The following is an 18,610-nucleotide window of genomic DNA, read 5'->3' on the forward strand; positions in this document are numbered from 1 at the left end:
TCGTCTTTCCGATATCGGGTGTGGTCCTGATCACAAGATCGTTGGGGCATGCAGATATCGCTCCTCCAGCTCGCCAGTCCGGACCATGAATCGGCCGAAGATCGCCTTGCCCGCGTCGACCGTACGGTCCGCGCCGAGCGCGCGTTGCACAACGTCGATCTTCTGGTCCTGCCGGAAATGTGGACGGCCGGCTACTTCTCCTTCGAGCAGTACGCCGAGCGCGCCGAGCCCTTCGAGGGCCCGACTCTCTCCGCGGCTCGCACCTGGGCCGCTGCGCTCCAGCTGTTCGTGCACCTCGGCAGCTTCGTCGAGGTCGATGCCGAGGGTCGGCTGCACAACACCTCCGTCGTCGTCGCCCCTGACGGCAAGGTCCTCACCCGATACCGCAAAATCCACCTGTTCGGCTACGGCTCCCGCGAGTCGGAGCTGCTGACACCGGGCGCCGACCTCGGCGTCGGGCCTGTCGCGGGTGCTGCCACCGGAATCACGACGTGTTACGACCTGCGCTTTCCCGAGCTCTTCCGGAGCCTGGTCGACGAGGGCGCGGAGCAGGTGATCGTCTGCGCCGCCTGGCCCACTGCCCGCCTCGATCACTGGCGCCTGTTCACCTCCGTGCGCGCCGTCGAGCAGCAGGTCAACCTGATCGCCTGCAACGCGGTCGGCGAACAACAGGGGGTCGCCCTCGGCGGCCATAGCCGCGTGGTCGCGCCCACCGGCGAGGTGCTCGTCGAAGCCGGTGCTGACGAGGGCTTCACGTACGCCGACCTCGACCCCGGCCTGCCGGGCCGGTTCCGTGCTGAGTTTCCCGCCCTGGCCGACCGTCGCTGGCCGGCCCCGCCCGTATCAACCCAGTCCACCCCGATGAAGGAGTACGCATGAGCACCACCGCGACGCGCCTCCGGCTCAGCACCACCGACGGTGCCGACGTCGAGATCGCACCGAGTCACCTCGTCGTGGCCGGATACACAGGCCGCGACCAGGAGGCGGTCCGCCACCACATCGACGAGCTCGCCGCGATCGGTGTGCCGGAGCCGGACACGATCCCGGCCTTCTACCCGCTCGAGGTCGACAGGCTGACCACCGCCGGCCAGATCGAGGTCAGCGGCGCCGAGACCTCCGGCGAGGTCGAGCCCGTGCTCATCCGGGCCAACGGCACCTACTACCTGACCGTCGGCTCGGACCACACCGATCGCGAGATGGAGACCGTCGGCATCCAGCTCTCGAAGGCGGCTTGCCCCAAGCCGATCGCCTCCACCCTCGTCGAGCTCGGTGACCCGCCGGCCCTCGTCGACTGGGACGCCATCGTCGTCCGCAGCTGGGTCGACGGCGACCTCTACCAGGAGGGCACCCTCGCCTCGATGCTCCCGATCACCCAGGTCCTGGCTGAGTGGGACCAGATCGGCGGCAGCGCCGACGTCGCCCTCGTCCTCTTCGGCGGAACCCGGCCGCTGATCGACGGCACCTTCCGCTACGGCCGCGACTGGCGCATGCAGCTCGAAGTCCCCGGCCACGACCCGATCGAACTCACTTACACCGTCTCTGTCAGGAGCAACTGATGCGCACCAGCACCGACTATCTCGCCTCCCTCGACGACGGCCGCCGTGTCATCGTCGACGGCAAGCCCGTCGAGCACGTCGCGAGCGACCCGGCCTTCGCGCCGATCGCCAGCACGATCGGCGACCTGCTCGACCTCGCTGCGGATCCCGCCAACGGGATGCAGGTCCACGACGAGACGGCCGCCCGCCCGGTCAACCGCCTCTTCCTCGCACCCCGCAGCGCCGCGGACCTGCAGTCCTGGCGCGACGCCGCGCAGGTCTGGGCCGACCACACCCACGGCTGGGTGGGACGCTCGCCCGACCACGTCGGTGCCTTCGTGGCCGCGTTCTCGGCCCATCCCGAGGCGTTCGCGACCGAGCGCGGCCTGGCCGACAACGTACTCGCCTTCCACCGCCGAATCGTCGAGAACGACCTGTACGTGTCGTACGCGATCATCCCGCCACAGGTCTCGCGCGCCACGACCGCGCACGCCTGGGAGGGCGAATTCATCCAGGTCGGCGTCAAGGAGGAGCGCGAGGACGGCATCGTCGTCAGCGGCGCCCAGATGCTCGCCACCGGAGGCGCGGTCGCCGACGAGATCCTGGTGTCGTGCATCAAGCCCCTTCAGGCCGAGGACTCCGACTTCGCGGTCAGCTTCACGGTCCCGGTCAACGCTGACGGCCTCAGCCTCTACTGCCGTCGACCGTACGCGCCCGGCGTGACGAGCGAGTACGACTACCCGCTCAGCTCCCGCTTCGACGAGACCGATGCTCTGCTCGTCTTCGACGACGTGTTCATCCCCTGGGAGAACGTCTTCGTCTACAAGGACGTCACCGGCCTCCGCAAGCAGTTCTTCGAGACCGCGGCCCACGTACTCGGCAACTTCCAGGCCCAGATCCGGTTCGCCACCAAGCTCAAGTTCCTCGCCGGCATCGCCCGCAAGATCGCCGCGGTCAACGGCGTCGACAAGTTCCCTGGCGTCGTCGAGAAGCTCGGCGAGCTGGCCAGCCTGGTCTCCGTCGTCGAGTCGGGTGTCAACTCCGCCCAGTTCACGGCTACCACCGATGCCCAGGGCCTCGTCCGTCCCGGCGCCCAGGCGCTCTACGGCGCCATGGGTCTCCAGGCTGAGATCCACCCGCGCGTCATCGGCATCCTGCGAGACCTCGTCGGCGGCGGGGTCCTGCAGGTCCCCTCGAGCGTGCACGAGCTCGTCGAGGAGGCCACTCGCGACGACATGGAGCGTTACGTCAGCAGCCCCGGCCTCTCCTCGATCGACAGGGTGAAGCTGTTCAAGCTGGCCTGGGACGCGATCGGCAGCGAGTTCGCAGGACGGCACCAGCAGTACGAGCTCTTCTACTCCGGTGCCCCCTTCGTCGTGAAGGGCTACGCGTTCCGCAACTTCGACTACGACGGCCCGCTCGCGTCCGTCGAGGAGTTCCTGGCGTCGTACGGCGTCACCGAGCTCGCCGCAATCACCGAGGGGGTCACCGCATGAGCAAGCCCGAGATCGAGTTCACGCCGATCACCGACATCGACTACACCCTGTGCCCGGGCGACAACCCGTTGATCAAGGAGCGGATCCTCGCAACCGACCCCGTCGGCGGCGTGGCCACCCGCATCCTGCGCTACGAACCCGGCGCCGACTCCACCGACCTGGGCGTGCAGAAGCACGAGTTCTGGGAGGAGGTCTACATCATCGAGGGCTCGTTCCACGACCTCACGCTGGACCAGACCTTCGTGGCGGGCGAGTTCGCCTGCCGCCCGCCCGGCATGCCGCACGGCCCGTGGCGCACCGACGAGGGCGTGACCACTTACGAGGTCCGCTACCACGCGCGGACCGAGGACTGAGGGAGATGGGAACGATGACCGCATCCTCGGTCGACTCGATGGCGATGCGCCAGACCATGGGCCGCTTCGCCACCGGCGTCGCCGTCATCACGACCGAGCACGACGGCGTCCCACACGGGATGACCGTGAACTCGCTGACCTCGGTCTCGCTCGACCCGCCGCTGCTCCTGGTCTGCTTCAACCACGGGGCCCGCAGCGCGGAGGCGGTGACCGCCGCCGGGCGGTTCGTGGTCAACATCCTGTCGTCGCGCCAGCAGCCGATCGCGCTGCGCTTCGCCCAGCGCGGCGAGGACCACTTCGCCGGCCTCGGCTTGGAGTACGACGGCCACCGAGCGCCCGTCGTACCCGGCGCGCTGACGCACGTCGACTGCGACGTCGAGCGAGTGGTCGAGGCCGGCGATCACACCGTCGTCTTCGGCGCGGTCGTCGACGTCTGCTCTCGCGAGGGCGAGGCGCTCGGATTCCACGGCGGACGCTTCGCCGAGGTCACCCCGCACGGGCACGAGCCCGAGCACTGGTTCTTCTAGCCCTTCCCGGCCAGAACGAGAAATGCCCCGGCGGCTGCGGCAACAGCCCCCGAGGCGAGGTCGCCGGACACGCACCCTTCAGGAGAGACCCATGTCCAGAACAACCCTCGATCAACCTAGCAAGCAGCCTCAGCGAACGTCGCACACCAGCCTCCCGGTCGTCGCAGGCTCGAGCCTCGCCGGCACAGCCGTCGAGTGGTACGACTTCTTCCTCTACGGCACCGCCTCGGCGCTCGTCTTCAACACCCTGTTCTTCCCGGCGTCCGACCCGCTCGTCGGCACGATCCTGGCCTTCGCGACGTACGCCGTGGGGTTCCTGGCGCGTCCGATCGGCGCCGTCGTCCTCGGTCACTTCGGCGACCGGCACGGACGCCGCGCCACGCTGATCGCGAGCCTCCTGCTGATGGGCGGATCCACCTTCCTGATCGCCTTCCTGCCGAGCTACGCGACGATCGGGATCGGCGCGCCGATCCTGCTCGTCGTCCTGCGGCTGGTGCAGGGCTTCGCACTCGGGGGCGAGTGGGGTGGTGCAGTACTCCTAGTCTCCGAGCACGGGGACGAGAAGCGCCGTGCGTTCTACGCCTCCTGGCCCAACATCGGCCCGCCCCTCGGCAATCTCGCGGCAGCGGGTGTGCTCCTAGCCCTCAACAGCATGCTCTCCGAGGCGGACTTCCTGTCGTGGGGCTGGCGCATCGCCTTCGGCCTCTCGGCGCTGCTCGTCCTCATCGGTCTCTGGCTGCGTCTCTATGTCGCTGAGACCCCGCTCTTCGAGCAGGCACAGAAGCAGGCCCATGCCCAGCCCAAGGGTCTGCCCGTGGGCATCGTCATCCGCAAGCACTGGCGGATGGTGCTGCTGGCCGCCGCCACCCGCTTCGGTGAGAACGCCGGCTTCTACATCTACTCGTTGTTCGTGATCACGTACGTCACCAAGATGCTCCACCTCGACCAGTCGACGGCCCTGACGGCCGTGCTGATCGGCCAGGGTGTCGCGGTCGTGGCGATCCCCTTGATCGCGGTGCTCGCGGACCGGATCGGGCGGCGGCCGATCTATCTCGCCGCGTCCGTGGCGACGATCGTGTGGTCCTTCGTCTTCTTCGGCCTGCTGGACACGAAGAACACGGCCCTGATCGTGCTGGCCGTCGCCGGAGGTCTGCTGATCTTCGCCGCCTTCAGCGCGGTGATCGGGGCCTTCTTCTCCGAGCTGTTCCCGACCGAGGTGCGCTACTCCGGCGTCTCGTTGGCCTACAACCTGGCCTCGGTCCTCGCCGGCTCGCTCGCTCCCATCATCGCGATCGCGCTCTACCAGAAGTTCGGCACCGGCTACGCGATCGCGGCCTATCTCGCCGCCATGGGCGCGGTCTCCCTCGTCGCTTCCCTGATCGCGAAGGAGACCCGGGAGACGGACCTGGCCACCATCGGTCAGGACTGAGCGGACTCGGGCTCAGGCCGTCGAAGCCCCGAGTTCGGCGGCCACCCCGGCCAACATCATCCGAAGGCCGCACTCGAAGGCAGCCTCTGCCCGGTGGGCGGCGTCGCGTTGAGAGGCCAATGCCTCGGCGAGACGAGGAGCCTCGACGCCCTCGGGAATCTCCCACATCACATCGGGTGCCGCGAGGTCGAGCGCGGACCCTATGACGAAGCTCTCCACGGCCGTCAGCACCTCCATGGCGCGGGCGACGGGGAAGCCGAGCTCCTCCAGGAGCGCGACCATCCGGTCGTACGCAGCGAGCACCTGCGGCGACCGGACGGTTGTCGTGGTGAGAAGGGGGACGACGCGGGGATGGGCGGCGAAGACCGCCCGGTAGGAACGGAAGAACGCAGGGATAGCGACGTCCCAGGGCTCCCGCTCGAGTGCGGCGGCATCCATCTGGTCGCTCACCTGCTCGCGCAGGAGCTCGATCACCCCGGAACGGCCGTCCACGTGGTGGTAGAGCGAGGAGGTGTGCACACCGAGCCGCTGGGCCAGCTCGGGGAGCGTGAAGTCGCCGGAATCGTCGACGAGCTCGAGGGCCGTGGCGCCGATCCGCACACGGTCCAGGACCGCCTTGCGGGGCCGCCCGACGCGTCGCTGCGTGATCTGGGTCACGAGAAGCCCTTCCCTTCAGAGGCTGGAAGTCGTACGCTACCGCACAACCCAAATCCAATCGATTTGGATTAATGAAGGAGGCCCCATGCCGACCACCCCAACCAACGCTTCAGCTACCGAGGCCGCGGTCCCTGGACTCAAGCGCGACGCTCTGGGAACGAGCGATCTCGTGTTCATCGTCGTTTCGGCCGCCGCACCGCTGATGGTGATGGTCGGCGTCGCGCCGCTCGCGCTGATGATCGGCGGCATCGGGGCACCGGCGGCCTACGTTTTCGCGGGCATTTCGCTCGCCATCTTCGCGGTCGGCTTCACGACCATGTCACGGCACATCGACAACGCTGGCGCCTTCTACTCCTACATCGCGGTCGGGCTCGGCCGCACGGCCGGCGTGGTCTCCGCGCTGGTCGCCCTCGTCTCGTACAACGCCCTCCAGATCGGCGTCTACGGACTCGCGGGCGTGGCCATCCAGGGAACCTTCGCCGAGGTGTTCGGGATCGACCAGCCGTGGTGGGTGTACGCGCTCGCCTGCATCGTCGTGGTCTGGTACGTCGGCTTCCGCAGCGTCAACTTCGGTGCGAAGTTCCTCGCGGTGCTGCTCACTGCGGAGACGGGCCTGCTGCTGGTCCTCGCCATCGCAATCCTCGTCCAGGGTGGCAGCAGCGAGGGTCTCGGCCTCGACTCGTTCGCCCCGGACAACATGTTCGTACCGCCGATGACCGTCATCCTGCCGACAGCCTTCGCCGCTTTCATGGGATTCGAGGCCACCGTGATCTATCGCCGCGAGACCCGCGACCCGCGGCGCACCATCCCGCGTGCCACCTACCTCGCCGTCGCAGTCCTCGCAGGCACCTACGCCTTCATCGTGTGGAGCATCGTCCAGGCCTTCGGTGCTGCGGGGGCGGTCGAGGCGGCCACCACGAACGGCGTCGGCATGTTCTTCGTCGCCGGCGAGACCTACCTCGGCACCTGGTTCACCACGGCCATGCACATGCTCATCGCCACCAGCGTGGTCGCGAGCCTGGTCGCCTTCCACAACGCCGTCACCCGTTACTCGCTCGCCATCGCCGCGGAGGGTCTGCTGCCCGCGGTCCTGACGAAGGTGCACCCGCGGACGCGGGCGCCGTACGTCGCCGGCCTCGCGCAGACCGCGCTCGCGCTGGTGGTCGTCGGAGGCTTCGCGATCGCGAAGGCCGACCCCTACACGCAGTTGCTGATCTGGGTGAACACCCCTGGCATCTTCGGCATCCTGCTGCTGCAGGTCGCCGCCGCGATCTCGGTCGTCGCCTACTTCCGCAAGCGGGCCACCGGGGAGGGGGCCTGGCGCACCGTCGTCGCGCCGGTCGTCTCCGCCGGCCTCATGGTGTTCGCGATCGTGCTGTCCGCGAAGAACATCTCGTTCCTGACCGGCACCACGGGTCTGGTGAACCAGGTGCTGCTGCTCACCATCCCCGTCACCTGCGCCCTGGGTGTGGTGTGGGCGGTCTGGCTGCGCCGCAACCGCCGCGACGTCTTCGACGGTGTCGCCGCGACGTGCGACAGCACCCCGGAGGTGGTGGCGTCGTGAGTGCCGACCTGCTCCTCGTCGGGACCACCGTCCGCACCCTCGACCCGGACCGCCCCGTGGCCCGTGCCGTGGCGATCCGTGGGGACCGGATCGTCGGGCTCGACGACGACGCGCTGGCCCTGCGGAACGCCGCCACCGAGGTCATCGACCTCGCCGGCGCCACGGTGACCCCCGGTCTGGTCGATGGACACCTGCACGCCCTGTTCGGAGTGACCGCCTTCGTCGGTGCGGATCTCTCCGGCTGCAGGGACCTCGACGACCTGCGTACCGCGCTCGCGGGCGCCGTGCCCGGCCTGGACGGCTGGGTGACCGGCTTCGGTCTCGACCACAACGTCTTCGGTGGTGCCCCGGCCACCAACAGCGTGTTGGAGGAGGTCCTCCCAGGAGCACCGGTCGTCCTCGTCCTGTACGACGGCCACTCGTCGCTGGCCAGCGACGAGGCACTGCGCCGGGCAGGTGTGACCGGCGCCCGCCGGTTCGAGCAGCGCGCCGAGATCGTGTGCGACACCGAAGGCCGGCCGACCGGGCTCCTGCTGGAGCACGCCGCGATGGAGACCGTGCGCGACCTCATCCCATCGATGGGGCGGGCGGAGCTCCACAAGCGGCTCATCGAGGTGATGGACGGCATGGCGGCGACCGGGCTGACGGGTGGCGTGATGATGGACGCCGAGGGCGACGCGCTCGACGTGCTCGCCGCGGTCGAGGACGCGGCCGACCTGCCGGTTCGGCTGCGGGTGATGCCGTGGTGCATGCCGGAGAGCGACCTCGCGGCCCTCGATGCGCTCCAGGGGCGCCGCGGTCGGCGCTGGGCCGTGAGCGGCGTGAAGTTCTTCATCGACGGAACCGTCGAGGGAGGCACCGCCTGGCTGGGCCACGCCGACTGCCACGGGCAGGGGACCGACGCGTTCTGGCGCGATCCGGCCTCCTACACCCGGGCAGTCCGGCACTTCGCCTCCGACCGGGTCCAGACGGCGACCCACGCCATTGGGGACGCCGGCGTGCGCCACATCGTCGAGTCCCTGGCCGGCGTCGACACCGGGGGTGTCCGGCACCGGGTGGAGCACCTCGAGACGCTGCCGCTGGCGGACGTCCGGCGGGTGGTCGGCGCGGGACTCGTCGCCTCGATGCAACCCTCGCACACCGGCTACGCCCGGGCCGACCACACCGACGAGTGGTCGACCCGGCTGGGTCCCGAGCGGGCCGCGCGCGCCTGGCCCTGCCGGGACGTACGTGACGCCGGAGGCACCCTGGTGCTCGGCTCGGACTGGCCCATCGCGTCGTACGACGCCCGCGAGGTGCTCGCCTTCGCGCAACTGCGCCGCCGCCCGGGGAGCGGCGACACGCCGATCACTCCCGACCAGGCCCTCACCGGGCTGATGGCCCTCGAGGGGATGACCACCCACGCGGCGCTGGCCGACGGCACCGAGGGCATCACCGGAAGCATCGCCGTCGGGCACCGGGCCGACCTCACCGCGTTCGTCGTGGACCCGGTCGAGGCGCCGGCAGATGAGCTCGCCGCCGCACCGATCCGGCTCACCGTCTCCAGCGGGCGGATCACCCACCGCATGGACACTCGATGACGGAAGTGACTGTCGCCAGCTGGCAGACGCACCCGCAGCTGCGCTGGGCCTTCCAGCACATGGATGACCTGTTCCCGGTGGCGGTCATCGCCAGGGGCGAGGGCGCCGCCGCGCCGCTGCGTCCGTGCGACGTCGATCAGCCGGTGCTCTCCATGCCGGCGCAGGACACCGACGCCTGGCTCATCGTGCACCGCGGGACGGTGGTGGCCGAGCAGTACGTCGGCACGATGGGCCCGGACACGCGACACCTGCTCATGTCCGTGAGCAAGTCGGTCGTCGGACTCGTGGCGGGGATCCTCGTGGGCGACGGCCGGCTCGACGAGGACCGGCCCGTGACGTCGTACCTCCCCGACCTGGCCGGTTCAGGCTGGGCCGGTGCGACGGTGCGCCACCTGCTCGACATGCGCGTCGGCATCCACTTCTCTGAGGACTACCTGGACCCGACCTCCGAGGTACGCCGCCTCGACGAGGCGGTCGGCTGGGCCGCACGTGGCGCGTCATCGCCCGCGAACCTGCGCGCGTTCCTGGCCGAGCTGCGCAGCGATCGCCCCCACGGCGGTGCCTTCGCGTACAGCAGCGCCATCACCGACGCCCTCGGCCTGGTCTGCGAGGCGGCGGCCGGCGGCGTCCCCTTCGCCGACCTGGCCTCGGACCTGCTCTGGTCACGGATCGGAGCCGAGCACGACGCCTTCGTCACCGTCGACGGCGCCGGCACCGCCATGTTCGACGGCGGCATCTGCGCCACGCTGCGCGACCTCGCCCGGTTCGGCGCGCTGGTCGCCTCAGGTGGCCGGTCGCTCACGGGGGAGCAGGTCGTGCCTGCCGCGTGGATCGACGACCTGTTCCGCGGTGGTGCCGAATCGGCCATGGCCTTCGCGGACGCCGAGCACGACTACGGCCTTCCCGGTGGCAGCTATCGTGGCCAGTTCTGGTCCCCGGCCGCGGGTGGCGACGTCGTGCTGTGCTTCGGCATCCACGGTCAGATGGTGTACGTCGACCGGGCGCGGGACTTCGTCGGCGTGAAGCTGTCGAGCTGGCCGCTGCCGGTCGATGACGAGAGGTCCCAGGCCGACCTCACCGCGTTCCGCGAGATGACGCAGCGTCTGCTGCGTCCCTACGGTCCTCAAGGCTGATCGTCCATCAGGTCGAGTGCTTCCCAGGCCTGCTCGATGAGGCCGGCGGAGCTGCGCCCGGCCGACTGCTCGAGCTGGGCGAGGATCGCGTGCACGACGGCGACCATCGCGGTCAGCGACGGGGTTCGTTCGACTCCCTCGATCGGGGTGATCACGACGTGGTCGGCGCTGGCGTTGAGCGGCGACGACTGCAGGTCGGTGAGGACGGCGACGGTTGCGCCCCTTGCGTGTCCTAGCTGGGTCAGCCCGCGCAGTGCCCGAGTGAGGCGCCAGACGTTGAGGACGACGAGACAGTCTCCCTCCTCCATCTGCGACACGGACACGGCCTGCGATGTGGCGGGTCCCGTTGCGAGCCGGATGTCATAGCCGTAGATCGAGGCGAGATAGCTGAGCACCTGTGCCGGTCCGGCGCCCGACCCGGTGGTGATCACGACTGTGCGGCGGGCGGTTCGGATGGCCTCGGCGATCCTGTTGATGGCTGCGAGGTTCGTCGGTGAGGCGACGGCTGCGAGGTTTGCTGTGTCCTGCCGCAGCATCCGGGCGGCGACATCGTTCGAGAGGTCGCGGCTCTTGGGGTCGGTTGCGACCAGCGAGTCGAGGTACTCCGCACGAAGCGCCGATCGCAGATCGCTCCAGCCGTCGAAGTCGAGCTGCTGTGCCGTCCGTACGACAGTCGAGACGTTGACGCCGGCGCGCTCGGCCACCTCGCGTGCGGAAGCGTAGGAGCCGAACTGCGGCATCTGCGTCAGAAGCTGCACCACCCGCTCGGCCTGAGAGCCGAGACCGGCACGTCCTGCTCGCGCTGCGAGCATCCTCTCGACTGTCACTCCGGAGTGCCTCTCTTATCGGGTGCGGCATCGATCTCATGTCGAAGCGACAAGGTGAAGCGCATCGGTGGTTGCCGTCACGTCGTTGCCCGCGATTGCCAGGATTCGTCGCGAGAACTCGTCTCGCTCTGGTGCAGCCTGCCATGCCTCGTACGCAGAGGGGTCCGGCCACTCCGCGATGACGACCACTGCTCCGGGGTCGTTCGGATCGACGCACAGCTTCGCCGACACCGCGCCGGAGACGCGGAGGATGTCGGCCGCCAGGTAGTGGTTGACGATGTCGTCTCGGCGATCGTGAGGGACGTGGAGGCTGAGGACCGTAAGCAAAGTCATGCACTAAGTGTTGCATAGACCACATTAGTGCATCTAACGTTGCATTCACGATCTAGTGCAATGGAGGTCTTCATGACCACAAACTTCGGCGGAACTGCCGCGCAACATGACGCATTGCTTTCAAGGCTGGACAACCTGGAGCCGGGGCGGCCGCATCGGCGCCTCATGATGATGGGCGGACTCGGCTACACCTTCGATTCCTTCGACGGGGCTTTGATGGGCTATGCGCTCTCCGCGCTCATCGTCATCTGGGCCATTCCCGCCTCTGTCTCGGGATGGCTGTTGTCATCGATCTTCTTCGGGTATCTGGTCGGCGCGTTGGTCGCTGGAGTGCTCGCCGATCGGTTCGGTCGACGCAAGCTGTTGATGACAGCGCTGCTCATCTTCTGTGCATGCAGCTTGCTGATGGGGACGGCTGGCTCGGTGCCGGAGCTCTTCATCTGGCGCGCCTTGGCCGGGGTCGGCATTGGAGCCGAGACGGCTCTGATCGCTCCGTACATCTCCGAGTTCCTTCCCGCTCGCGTACGCGGCAAGTTCGTCACCAGGACCGTCGGGTTCCTCGCGTTCGGCTACATCCTCGCGGGGGTCGCTGCCCCGATCATCATCTCTCCCAACCCGGAGATCGGGTGGCGCATCGCCGCTGTCGTCGCGGCGCTGCCGGTGCTCCTGCTGCTGTGGTGGCGGCGCTCACTGCCCGAGTCACCGCGTTACCTGCTGTCCAAGGGCCGCGTCGATGAGGCGACTGCGGTGATCGAGGACATCGAGCGTCGCAGCGGCGTCGATCCGCTGATGGCCGCGTCGCTGGCCGTTGAGCCGGCGCCCCGGTGGGAGGCGGTGTGCTCGAGGCACCTCGGTCGGTCGCCAGGCGCGGCGCGCTGTCCCAGCTGCTCGCGCTGTGGAAGGGGCCCCTGGCCCGGACGACAGCGGTGATCTGGTTGCTCTGGTTCATCTTCACGGGCGTGAACTACGGGTTCTCCGCGTGGCTCCCGTCTCTTCTCGTGATCGAGAAGGGGCTCACGCTGACGAACTCGTTCCTGGTCGCCCTCATCACCTCTGTTGCGCAGCTCCCCGGTTACTACGTCGCGAGCCTGCTGATCGACAAGATCGAGCGGAAGTGGCTCCTCGCCATCTACGCGCTCGGTGCTACGGCGGGCGCGCTCGTGGTGGCATTTGCCGAGCACACCTGGGTCCTCGTCCTCGGCTCTGCGGTGCTGGCGGCGTTCGCCAACGGCGCGGCCGGGATCTACTACACCTACACGGCAGAGCTCTATCCGACGGCAGTGCGCGCCACGGCGATGGGCGTCGCCTCCGCCGTCGGCCGGGTCGGAGCGATCGCCGCGCCGATCGTGATCGGCTACCTCTTCGCTCGCGTCGGATGGGTCAACGTGTTCCTGGCGCTCGTCGTCGCACTGGCGGTGGCGGTGGCCGTGGTCGTGATCTTCGGTGAGCGAACGTCGGGTCGCAGCCTGAACGAAGACGTACCTCGAGTTGCCTGAAGGAGAAGGATCCATGCGTACCCGGATCATCAATGCCCATACCCTCGAGCCCGCCACGGGTGAGCGTCGAGCAGATGCGTGGATCGACATCGCCGACGGGAGGATCGCTGACAGTGGGGTAGGGAAGCCGCCGACGCCGCATGGCGATGCGCGCGTCATCGATGCCGAAGGCGGCACCGTGATGCCCGGTCTCGTGGACGCGCACGTACACATCACGGTCACGTCGACGGATCATGCCGATCGTGCCGGCTGGACGCCTGGCTACACGACGGTGAGGGCGTTGCGTTCCGCGGGCGACATGCTCCGACGCGGATTCACCACCGTGCGTGATGTCGGTGGTGCCGACTACGGCATGGCACGTGCACTGGATGAGGGGTTGGCCCCCGGGCCACGCCTGATCTTCGGCGGCAAGGCGCTCTCCCAGACGGGCGGGCACGGCGACTTTCGTCCGCTCATCGACGAGTCGCAGCCTTGCTGTCAGCTGAAGCCGGACTTCGGACGGATCGCCGACGGAGTGGACGCCGTGCGGCACGCTGCTCGCGACGAGTTCCGCAAGGGCGCCCACCACCTCAAGCTCGTCGTCTCCGGAGGAGTCGCGTCCCCGACAGACGAGATCTCCGCGGTTCAGTACACGGCGGAGGAGATCCGCGCGGCCGTCGTCGAGGCGGAGAACCACAACCGATACGTCACCGTGCATGCCTACCATCCGCGGGCGGTGAACCAGGCGTTGCGGGAAGGGGTGCGATGCGTGGAGCACGGCAACCTCATCGATGAGGAGTCCATCCGGCTGCTCGTCGAACGGGACGCCTTCCTCGTACCGACCATCATCACGTACGAGGCGATGTACGAGGCCGGCGCGGGATCCGGTCTGTCAGGCGGGTCGCTGCGAAAGCTGGATGAGGTGCGATCGGCCGCGATCGATGCTCTGGAGCAGGCACACCGGGCAGGAGTGAATCTGGTCTACGGAAGCGATCTGCTCGGAGACCTTCAAGTGCGCCAGCTCGACGAGTTCGCCATCCGTGCTCGTGTCCAACCGGTCATGGACGTCATCCGCAGTGCAACGAGTGTCGCGGCGCGCCTCCTCGGCATGGAGGGCGAGATCGGCACCCTCGAGCAGGGCGCTCTCGCAGACCTGCTTGTGCTGGATGGCGATCCTGGGGAGGACATCAGGATCCTCACCGCGCCGAAACGGCACCTGCGTCACGTCATTCGGGCTGGGGCCGTCGACTCTTGGCTCTAGTCGGCTCGGCGAGGTGGGGCAGGAGCGCGCGGGCGGCGGCGAACGCGATGAGGGTGATCGCGATGACCATGCTCGCGGTGCCGGTCCAGCCGGCCGCGAAGGCGAGGCCGCCGAGCCAGCCGAAGAGGCTGGAGCCCGCGTAGTAGAACAGCGTGTAGAGCGAGGTGGCCTGGGCGATCCCGGTGGTCGCCATCGGGCCCACCCAGCCTGACGCGATCGAATGTGCCGAGAAGTAGGCAGTGGTGAAGAGCAGCAGTCCGATCAGGACCGAGGGCAGTCGGTCGGGGATCGTCGATGCGGCTCCGGCGACCATGGTCAGCGACGAGGCGAGGAGTACGCGTCTGCGGCCGAAGCGTCCGGCGAGGGTGGCTGCGAGCCGGGCCGAGACGGCACCGGAGAGGCCGGCCAGGAAGATCACCGCCGTCAGCGCCGGCGGCAATGAGAACGGCTCCAGCTCGAGGCGGTAGCCGAGGTAGTTGAAGACGGCCACCTGTGCGCCCATCAGGAAGAACGCCTGTGCGTAGAGGGCGAGCTGGCCGGGGTTGGTGAGGTTGGCGACCATCCCGGGCCACACGCCGGCTGGTCGTGGCCGTGCTGTCGCGGGGCTGAGTCGGTCGCGGCGCTCGCGCGGCAAGGTGGTGACTGCGACGCCGGCGCCGAGCGCGCTGACGCATCCGGCCACGAGCGCCGCCACGCGCCAGTCGCTCACGTCGGCGATCGGAGCGGCGATCAGCCGCCCGACCAGGCCGCCGACGACCGTGCCGGAGATGTACGTCGCGCCCGCGGCCATCGCGTCGCGTCGGCTGACTTGCTCGCTGAGGTAGGCGAGGGCGAGCGCGGGGGTGCCGCCCAGGGCGATGCCCTGTGCGATGCGAAGGAGGATGAGGACGGGGAACGAGGTCACGAACGGGAGGGCCAGCCCTATGGCCGCCGCGGCGACGATGGCGATCGTCATCGCCCTGGCTCGGCCGATCCGGTTTGCGACCCACGACCAGCCGAGTGCGGCGACGGCGAGGCCGATCGTCGCCCCGGAGACGGTCAGGGCGGCCTGGGAGGCATCGACCGCGAAGTCACGGCTGATCGCCGGGATCAGCGCCTGAGGATAGTAGAGCTGCACGAACGTCGTCATCCCGATCGCGACCAGCGCGACCAGCACGCGTCGATGTCCCGGGTCGGTCGCAGCCTGATCGCTCACCCTCGTCACGCTAAGGAGCCCGAAACTGTGCGTCCAATGCATCAGTGACCCACGAGCAATGCGAATTCGCATAGTATGTCGAGTGTGGATGCCACCGCACGAAACGTCCTCCCGATGCTCCCGGCCCTCGTGGCCCTGGCCGAGACGGGGCAGACGCACGCTGCCGCCGATCTGCTGCAGATGCCGCAGCCCACGGTGAGCCGCATGCTCGCGCGCCTCGGTCGAGAGCTCGGCGTGGACGTGGTCGAGAGACACGGGCGAGGGCTGCGGCTCACCAGGGCGGGGGAGGCGCTGGCCCCGCACGCCGCCGCCGCGGTCGCGGCGGCCACTGCAGGCATCGAGGCGGTGCAGGCACAGGAGTCAGGCGCCCGCGGACGGATCGCCCTCGCGTTCCAGAGCACCCTCGGCGAGCGGGTCGTACCGGCGCTGGTGAAGGCCTTCCTGCAGGAGCATCCGGGCACATCGGTCGACCTGATCCAGACCTCGCGTCCGCGGTGCCTGGAGGCGGTCACCGACGGCACCGCCGAGGTCGCGCTGATCTCGCCGCTCGAGGAGGGCTCCGGCATGCGCCAGTGGCGGCTGCACACCGAGCCCCTGGTCCTGGTCGTACCGACAGGACACCGCCTGGCGACACGCGCCCGGGTGAGCTTCGAGGAGGCCGGAGCGGAGACGTTCATCTGCATGAAGCGCGGTTATGGGATGCGTACGCTGCTCGAGGGTCTCGCTGAGGCCAGCGGCGTCACGCCGACGGTCGGCTTCGAGGGCGACGACCTCGCCACCCTCCGGGGACTCGTCTCGGCCGGACTCGGGGTGAGCCTGGCACCCCGCGACCCGCACGGCGCCGCGGGCTGCGTCGAGGTCCCGTTGACGAATCCGGAGGCCGTACGTCACATCGGTGCCTGCTGGCTCGACCGCCGTCCGTCGACGCTCGCCGCCGCCTTCCAGGACCTGCTCCGGCGGCGGGGGCGGCGACTGACCGAGATCGGCCTGCGACCTCTGGGCGGCTGATCAGGAGTAGGTCGACGAGGTCTCCACCAGCACGTCGTGCAGGGCGAGCTCGGCAGCGCTTCGGACTCGACCCGTCCGGTGGGCGACGAGCACGCGCCGGGGCGGCGCGGAGTCGCCGAGGGAGATGACGCGTACGTCGGGATGCTGGTTGACGGTGGCCGTTCTGGGAGCGAGCGCGATGCCCAGTCCGACGCTGACCATGGCCTGGGCCTCCTGGTAGTCGTTGGCCTGGAACGCGATGGTCGGGTTGAAACCCGCGGCGACGGCGCTCCGCTGCAGCACCTCGACGACCGGGTGTCCTCCCGCGCGGATGATCCAGGGCTCCTCGGCGAGGTCGGCCATCCGGACCGTACGCCGCCGGGCCAGGCGGTGGGTGGCGCCGACGAGAAGCACGGTGGGGTCGGTGAAGAGCTCGGTCAGCACCAGCTCATCGTTGTCGACCCGCTCCCAGGCGTAGTCCCACAGCAGGGACATGGCGACCTTGCCCTCCTCCAGCATGCGCACGAGATCGTCTTCGCGGCCGCTGTGGATGGTCAGCGCGATGTTGGGGTAGAGCTCGCGGTAGCGGCGGACGGCCAGAGGCAGGAAAGAGCTGCCGATGGTGGGAAATGTGCCCAGGGTGACGCTGCCGCGACGTACGCCGGCGATGTCGGCGAGGTCCGACTCGGCCGCGGCCAGCTGGCGCAGGACCTTGCGGGCGTGGGTGGCGAGCACGAGGCCGGCGTCCGTCGGCGTCATGCCCCGCGCATGGCGGTCGAGGAGCGGCTGCCCGGCCTCGCGCTCGAGCCTGAGCAGCTGCTGCGAGATCGCCGAGGGTGTATAGCCCAGCGCCGCGGCCGCGCTGGTCACTGACCCTTCCTCCACGATCGCCAACAGGATCTGCAGCCGTTTGATGTCGAGCACGGCCCCAGTCTGCATGAAGTCGCGCTACATCGCCATGAAGGGGCATGCAGCGCTGCTTCAGCCGCACGTCGTCCCGGGTCGGCGCACACGCCCGAGTTGAGCGTGCAGTTCTGCTTCATGGTCGTGTGCAGATTCGTGATTGTGCTACACGTCACCCGCCTCCAGTCTGAGTGCGTCCGGAACGCCCGGACGACTCGGCCCAGGAGGCAATATGCGCGAGATCGCCGCGACTTGGATGCGGGGTGGCACCAGCAAGTGCTGGGTCTTCCGTCGCGACGACCTGAAGGTTCCGGACCTGTCCGTCGACGAGGTGCTGCTGCGGATCTACGGCAGCCCTGACCATCGCCAGGTCGATGGCGTCGGCGGCGGTACGTCCACCACGAGCAAGGCGGTCATCCTCGCCCCTTCGGAGGCGTCCGGGGTGGATGTGGAGTACACGTTCGCCCAGGTCGGCATCGAGGAGGCCAAGGTCGACTGGGGGAGCAACTGCGGCAACTGCTCCGCCGTGGTCGCGTCGTTCGCGATCCGCGAAGGATGGGTGCGCACCGGCACGCCGGAGACGGCCGTCCGGGTCCTCAACACCAACACCGACCAGCTCATCGTGCAGCGGGTGCCGACCCCGGGAGGCGTACTCGACGAGGACGCCTCCGAGGCCATCCCCGGCGTTCCCTTCCTCGGCGCTCCGGTGCGGATGGGCTTCGTCGACCCGGCGGGCCGGAGCACCGGACAGCTCTTTCCGACGGGTCATCAGCGCGACGTCCTGCCGGAGGCCGTGGGCGGGGTGACCGTCACGCTGATCGACGCGGGCGCGCCGGTCGTCGCGGCCAACGCCGCCGACTTCGGTGTGCGCGGCGAGGAGGACATCGCCGAGCTCGATCTGGTGCCCGGCCTCCTGGCCCGCCTCGATGCCGTACGCCGGGAAGCTGGCGTCCTGATGGGGCTCGCTCCGACTCCGGATGCCGTCGCCCGGGCCGTCCCGAAGCTCGCGCTCGTCTCCGCTCCCGATCCGGCGAGCGAGGAGAGCACCGACCTGACCGTCCGGATGCTGTCGATGGGGCGCTTCCACCCGGCGGTCCCGGTGACCGGCTCGGTGGCGCTGACCCTGGCCGCCGACGCGCCCGGCACCGTGGTTCACGACCTCGTCCCGGCAGGGCGGCCCGCCACCGGCCTGCGAATCGGAACTCCCGCGGGCAGCGTGAGCACCTTCGCCGAGGAGCACGACGGCGTCCCCGTCGTCGGCGTCGTACGCACCTACCGCCGTCTCGCCCACGGATCCGTCGTGCTGCCGGATCCGCCGCTGCTGCCGTCCGTCTCGGCTTAACCATCCAACCCCT

At 69.2% G+C, this 18,610-nt stretch carries 19 protein-coding genes; 14 read left to right on the top strand and 5 right to left on the bottom strand.

Annotated elements, in window-relative coordinates; translation table 11 throughout:
• Window positions 1-48: 48 nt before the first annotated feature.
• From OH802_RS14120 to OH802_RS14145, 6 genes are all read left to right on the top strand, one after another.
• Entirely contained in the window at window positions 49-879 is an 831-nt protein-coding gene (locus tag OH802_RS14120) for a carbon-nitrogen family hydrolase (protein WP_406028912.1), read from the top strand.
• Window positions 876-1,556, top strand: coding sequence for a DUF2848 family protein (locus tag OH802_RS14125; RefSeq protein WP_406028914.1), 681 nt, complete (start codon window positions 876-878; stop codon window positions 1,554-1,556). The genes OH802_RS14120 and OH802_RS14125 overlap by 4 nt, the downstream gene beginning before the upstream one ends.
• Window positions 1,556-3,031, top strand: coding sequence for a 4-hydroxyphenylacetate 3-hydroxylase family protein (locus OH802_RS14130; RefSeq protein WP_406028916.1), 1,476 nt, complete (start codon window positions 1,556-1,558; stop codon window positions 3,029-3,031). Before OH802_RS14125 ends, OH802_RS14130 begins: the two co-directional genes overlap by 1 nt.
• A complete protein-coding gene (locus OH802_RS14135) occupies window positions 3,028-3,384 on the top strand; it encodes a cupin domain-containing protein (RefSeq protein ID WP_406028918.1) in 357 nt (118 codons plus the stop codon). The genes OH802_RS14130 and OH802_RS14135 overlap by 4 nt, the downstream gene beginning before the upstream one ends.
• A 14-nt stretch (window positions 3,385-3,398) precedes the next feature.
• Window positions 3,399-3,911 carry a flavin reductase family protein gene (locus tag OH802_RS14140; RefSeq protein WP_406028920.1) on the top strand — a complete coding sequence of 171 codons (513 nt, stop codon included), beginning with the start codon at window positions 3,399-3,401 and terminating at the stop codon, window positions 3,909-3,911.
• 91 nt (window positions 3,912-4,002) lie between these two features.
• The gene (locus OH802_RS14145; RefSeq protein ID WP_406028922.1) at window positions 4,003-5,340 is read left to right on the top strand and encodes an MFS transporter; all 1,338 of its coding nucleotides are present in this window, start codon (window positions 4,003-4,005) and stop codon (window positions 5,338-5,340) included.
• Between the two features lie 12 nt (window positions 5,341-5,352).
• Here the strand turns inward: OH802_RS14145 and OH802_RS14150 are convergent, their stop codons facing one another.
• On the bottom strand, window positions 5,353-5,997 hold the full coding sequence (locus OH802_RS14150) for a TetR/AcrR family transcriptional regulator (protein WP_406028924.1): 645 nt from the start codon (window positions 5,995-5,997) through the stop codon (window positions 5,353-5,355).
• 85 nt (window positions 5,998-6,082) lie between these two features.
• Between OH802_RS14150 and OH802_RS14155 the strand changes: the two genes are divergently transcribed.
• From OH802_RS14155 to OH802_RS14165, 3 genes are read left to right on the top strand one after another with little or no spacing between them, the layout of a single operon-like run.
• Window positions 6,083-7,561, top strand: coding sequence for an APC family permease (locus OH802_RS14155; protein WP_406028926.1), 1,479 nt, complete (start codon window positions 6,083-6,085; stop codon window positions 7,559-7,561).
• Entirely contained in the window at window positions 7,558-9,141 is a 1,584-nt protein-coding gene (locus tag OH802_RS14160; protein WP_406028928.1) for an amidohydrolase, read from the top strand. Before OH802_RS14155 ends, OH802_RS14160 begins: the two co-directional genes overlap by 4 nt.
• Window positions 9,138-10,274 carry a serine hydrolase domain-containing protein gene (locus OH802_RS14165; RefSeq protein WP_406028930.1) on the top strand — a complete coding sequence of 379 codons (1,137 nt, stop codon included), beginning with the start codon at window positions 9,138-9,140 and terminating at the stop codon, window positions 10,272-10,274. Before OH802_RS14160 ends, OH802_RS14165 begins: the two co-directional genes overlap by 4 nt.
• On the opposite strand, the gene OH802_RS14170 is transcribed toward OH802_RS14165, so the two are convergent.
• Both OH802_RS14170 and OH802_RS14175 read right to left on the bottom strand, forming a co-directional pair.
• Window positions 10,265-11,086: a MurR/RpiR family transcriptional regulator gene (locus OH802_RS14170; RefSeq protein WP_406028932.1), complete on the bottom strand. Its 822-nt coding sequence runs from the start codon at window positions 11,084-11,086 to the stop codon at window positions 10,265-10,267. The genes OH802_RS14165 and OH802_RS14170 overlap by 10 nt on opposite strands.
• A 51-nt stretch (window positions 11,087-11,137) precedes the next feature.
• Window positions 11,138-11,434, bottom strand: coding sequence for a putative quinol monooxygenase (locus OH802_RS14175; protein WP_406028934.1), 297 nt, complete (start codon window positions 11,432-11,434; stop codon window positions 11,138-11,140).
• 72 nt (window positions 11,435-11,506) lie between these two features.
• Here OH802_RS14175 and OH802_RS14180 point away from each other — a divergent pair, with 72 nt between their 5' ends.
• Genes OH802_RS14180 through OH802_RS14190 form a run of 3 tightly spaced genes read left to right on the top strand, consistent with a single transcriptional unit; the run spans window position 11,507 to window position 14,170 of the window.
• Complete coding sequence (locus tag OH802_RS14180; RefSeq protein WP_406028936.1) at window positions 11,507-12,364, top strand: MFS transporter; 858 nt, start codon at window positions 11,507-11,509, stop codon at window positions 12,362-12,364.
• Window positions 12,361-12,930, top strand: coding sequence for an MFS transporter (locus OH802_RS14185; RefSeq protein WP_406028938.1), 570 nt, complete (start codon window positions 12,361-12,363; stop codon window positions 12,928-12,930). The genes OH802_RS14180 and OH802_RS14185 overlap by 4 nt, the downstream gene beginning before the upstream one ends.
• A gap of 13 nt (window positions 12,931-12,943) precedes the next feature.
• Window positions 12,944-14,170, top strand: coding sequence for an amidohydrolase family protein (locus OH802_RS14190; RefSeq protein ID WP_406028940.1), 1,227 nt, complete (start codon window positions 12,944-12,946; stop codon window positions 14,168-14,170).
• On the opposite strand, the gene OH802_RS14195 is transcribed toward OH802_RS14190, so the two are convergent.
• Window positions 14,136-15,365, bottom strand: coding sequence for an MFS transporter (locus OH802_RS14195; RefSeq protein ID WP_406028942.1), 1,230 nt, complete (start codon window positions 15,363-15,365; stop codon window positions 14,136-14,138). The genes OH802_RS14190 and OH802_RS14195 overlap by 35 nt on opposite strands.
• Window positions 15,366-15,440: 75 nt before the next feature.
• On the opposite strand from OH802_RS14195, the gene OH802_RS14200 reads away from it, so the two are divergent.
• Entirely contained in the window at window positions 15,441-16,373 is a 933-nt protein-coding gene (locus tag OH802_RS14200; protein ID WP_406028944.1) for a LysR family transcriptional regulator, read from the top strand.
• Here OH802_RS14200 and OH802_RS14205 read toward each other — a convergent pair whose 3' ends face one another.
• A complete protein-coding gene (locus OH802_RS14205; RefSeq protein ID WP_406028946.1) occupies window positions 16,374-17,291 on the bottom strand; it encodes a LysR family transcriptional regulator in 918 nt (305 codons plus the stop codon).
• Window positions 17,292-17,487: 196 nt separating this feature from the next.
• Here OH802_RS14205 and OH802_RS14210 point away from each other — a divergent pair, with 196 nt between their 5' ends.
• Complete coding sequence (locus tag OH802_RS14210) at window positions 17,488-18,597, top strand: PrpF domain-containing protein (RefSeq protein ID WP_406028948.1); 1,110 nt, start codon at window positions 17,488-17,490, stop codon at window positions 18,595-18,597.
• Window positions 18,598-18,610 lie beyond the last annotated feature (13 nt).

The organism is Nocardioides sp. NBC_00850, assembly GCF_045207335.1.
Classification (GTDB): domain Bacteria; phylum Actinomycetota; class Actinomycetes; order Propionibacteriales; family Nocardioidaceae; genus Nocardioides.

Bases quoted from the DNA above. Each gene is read 5' to 3' on its own strand.
- OH802_RS14135 (WP_406028918.1), top strand. From the start codon at position 3,028: ATGAGCAAGCCCGAGATCGAGTTCACGCCGATCACCGACATCGACTAC.
- OH802_RS14120 (WP_406028912.1), top strand. From the start codon at position 49: ATGCAGATATCGCTCCTCCAGCTCGCCAGTCCGGACCATGAATCGGCC.
- OH802_RS14210 (WP_406028948.1), top strand. From the start codon at position 17,488: ATGCGCGAGATCGCCGCGACTTGGATGCGGGGTGGCACCAGCAAGTGC.
- OH802_RS14190 (WP_406028940.1), top strand. From the start codon at position 12,944: ATGCGTACCCGGATCATCAATGCCCATACCCTCGAGCCCGCCACGGGT.
- OH802_RS14180 (WP_406028936.1), top strand. From the start codon at position 11,507: ATGACCACAAACTTCGGCGGAACTGCCGCGCAACATGACGCATTGCTT.
- OH802_RS14140 (WP_406028920.1), top strand. From the start codon at position 3,399: ATGACCGCATCCTCGGTCGACTCGATGGCGATGCGCCAGACCATGGGC.
- OH802_RS14170 (WP_406028932.1), bottom strand. From the start codon at position 11,086: ATGCTCGCAGCGCGAGCAGGACGTGCCGGTCTCGGCTCTCAGGCCGAG.
- OH802_RS14205 (WP_406028946.1), bottom strand. From the start codon at position 17,291: ATGCAGACTGGGGCCGTGCTCGACATCAAACGGCTGCAGATCCTGTTG.
- OH802_RS14125 (WP_406028914.1), top strand. From the start codon at position 876: ATGAGCACCACCGCGACGCGCCTCCGGCTCAGCACCACCGACGGTGCC.
- OH802_RS14145 (WP_406028922.1), top strand. From the start codon at position 4,003: ATGTCCAGAACAACCCTCGATCAACCTAGCAAGCAGCCTCAGCGAACG.
- OH802_RS14175 (WP_406028934.1), bottom strand. From the start codon at position 11,434: ATGACTTTGCTTACGGTCCTCAGCCTCCACGTCCCTCACGATCGCCGA.
- OH802_RS14130 (WP_406028916.1), top strand. From the start codon at position 1,556: ATGCGCACCAGCACCGACTATCTCGCCTCCCTCGACGACGGCCGCCGT.
- OH802_RS14155 (WP_406028926.1), top strand. From the start codon at position 6,083: ATGCCGACCACCCCAACCAACGCTTCAGCTACCGAGGCCGCGGTCCCT.
- OH802_RS14165 (WP_406028930.1), top strand. From the start codon at position 9,138: ATGACGGAAGTGACTGTCGCCAGCTGGCAGACGCACCCGCAGCTGCGC.
- OH802_RS14200 (WP_406028944.1), top strand. From the start codon at position 15,441: ATGTCGAGTGTGGATGCCACCGCACGAAACGTCCTCCCGATGCTCCCG.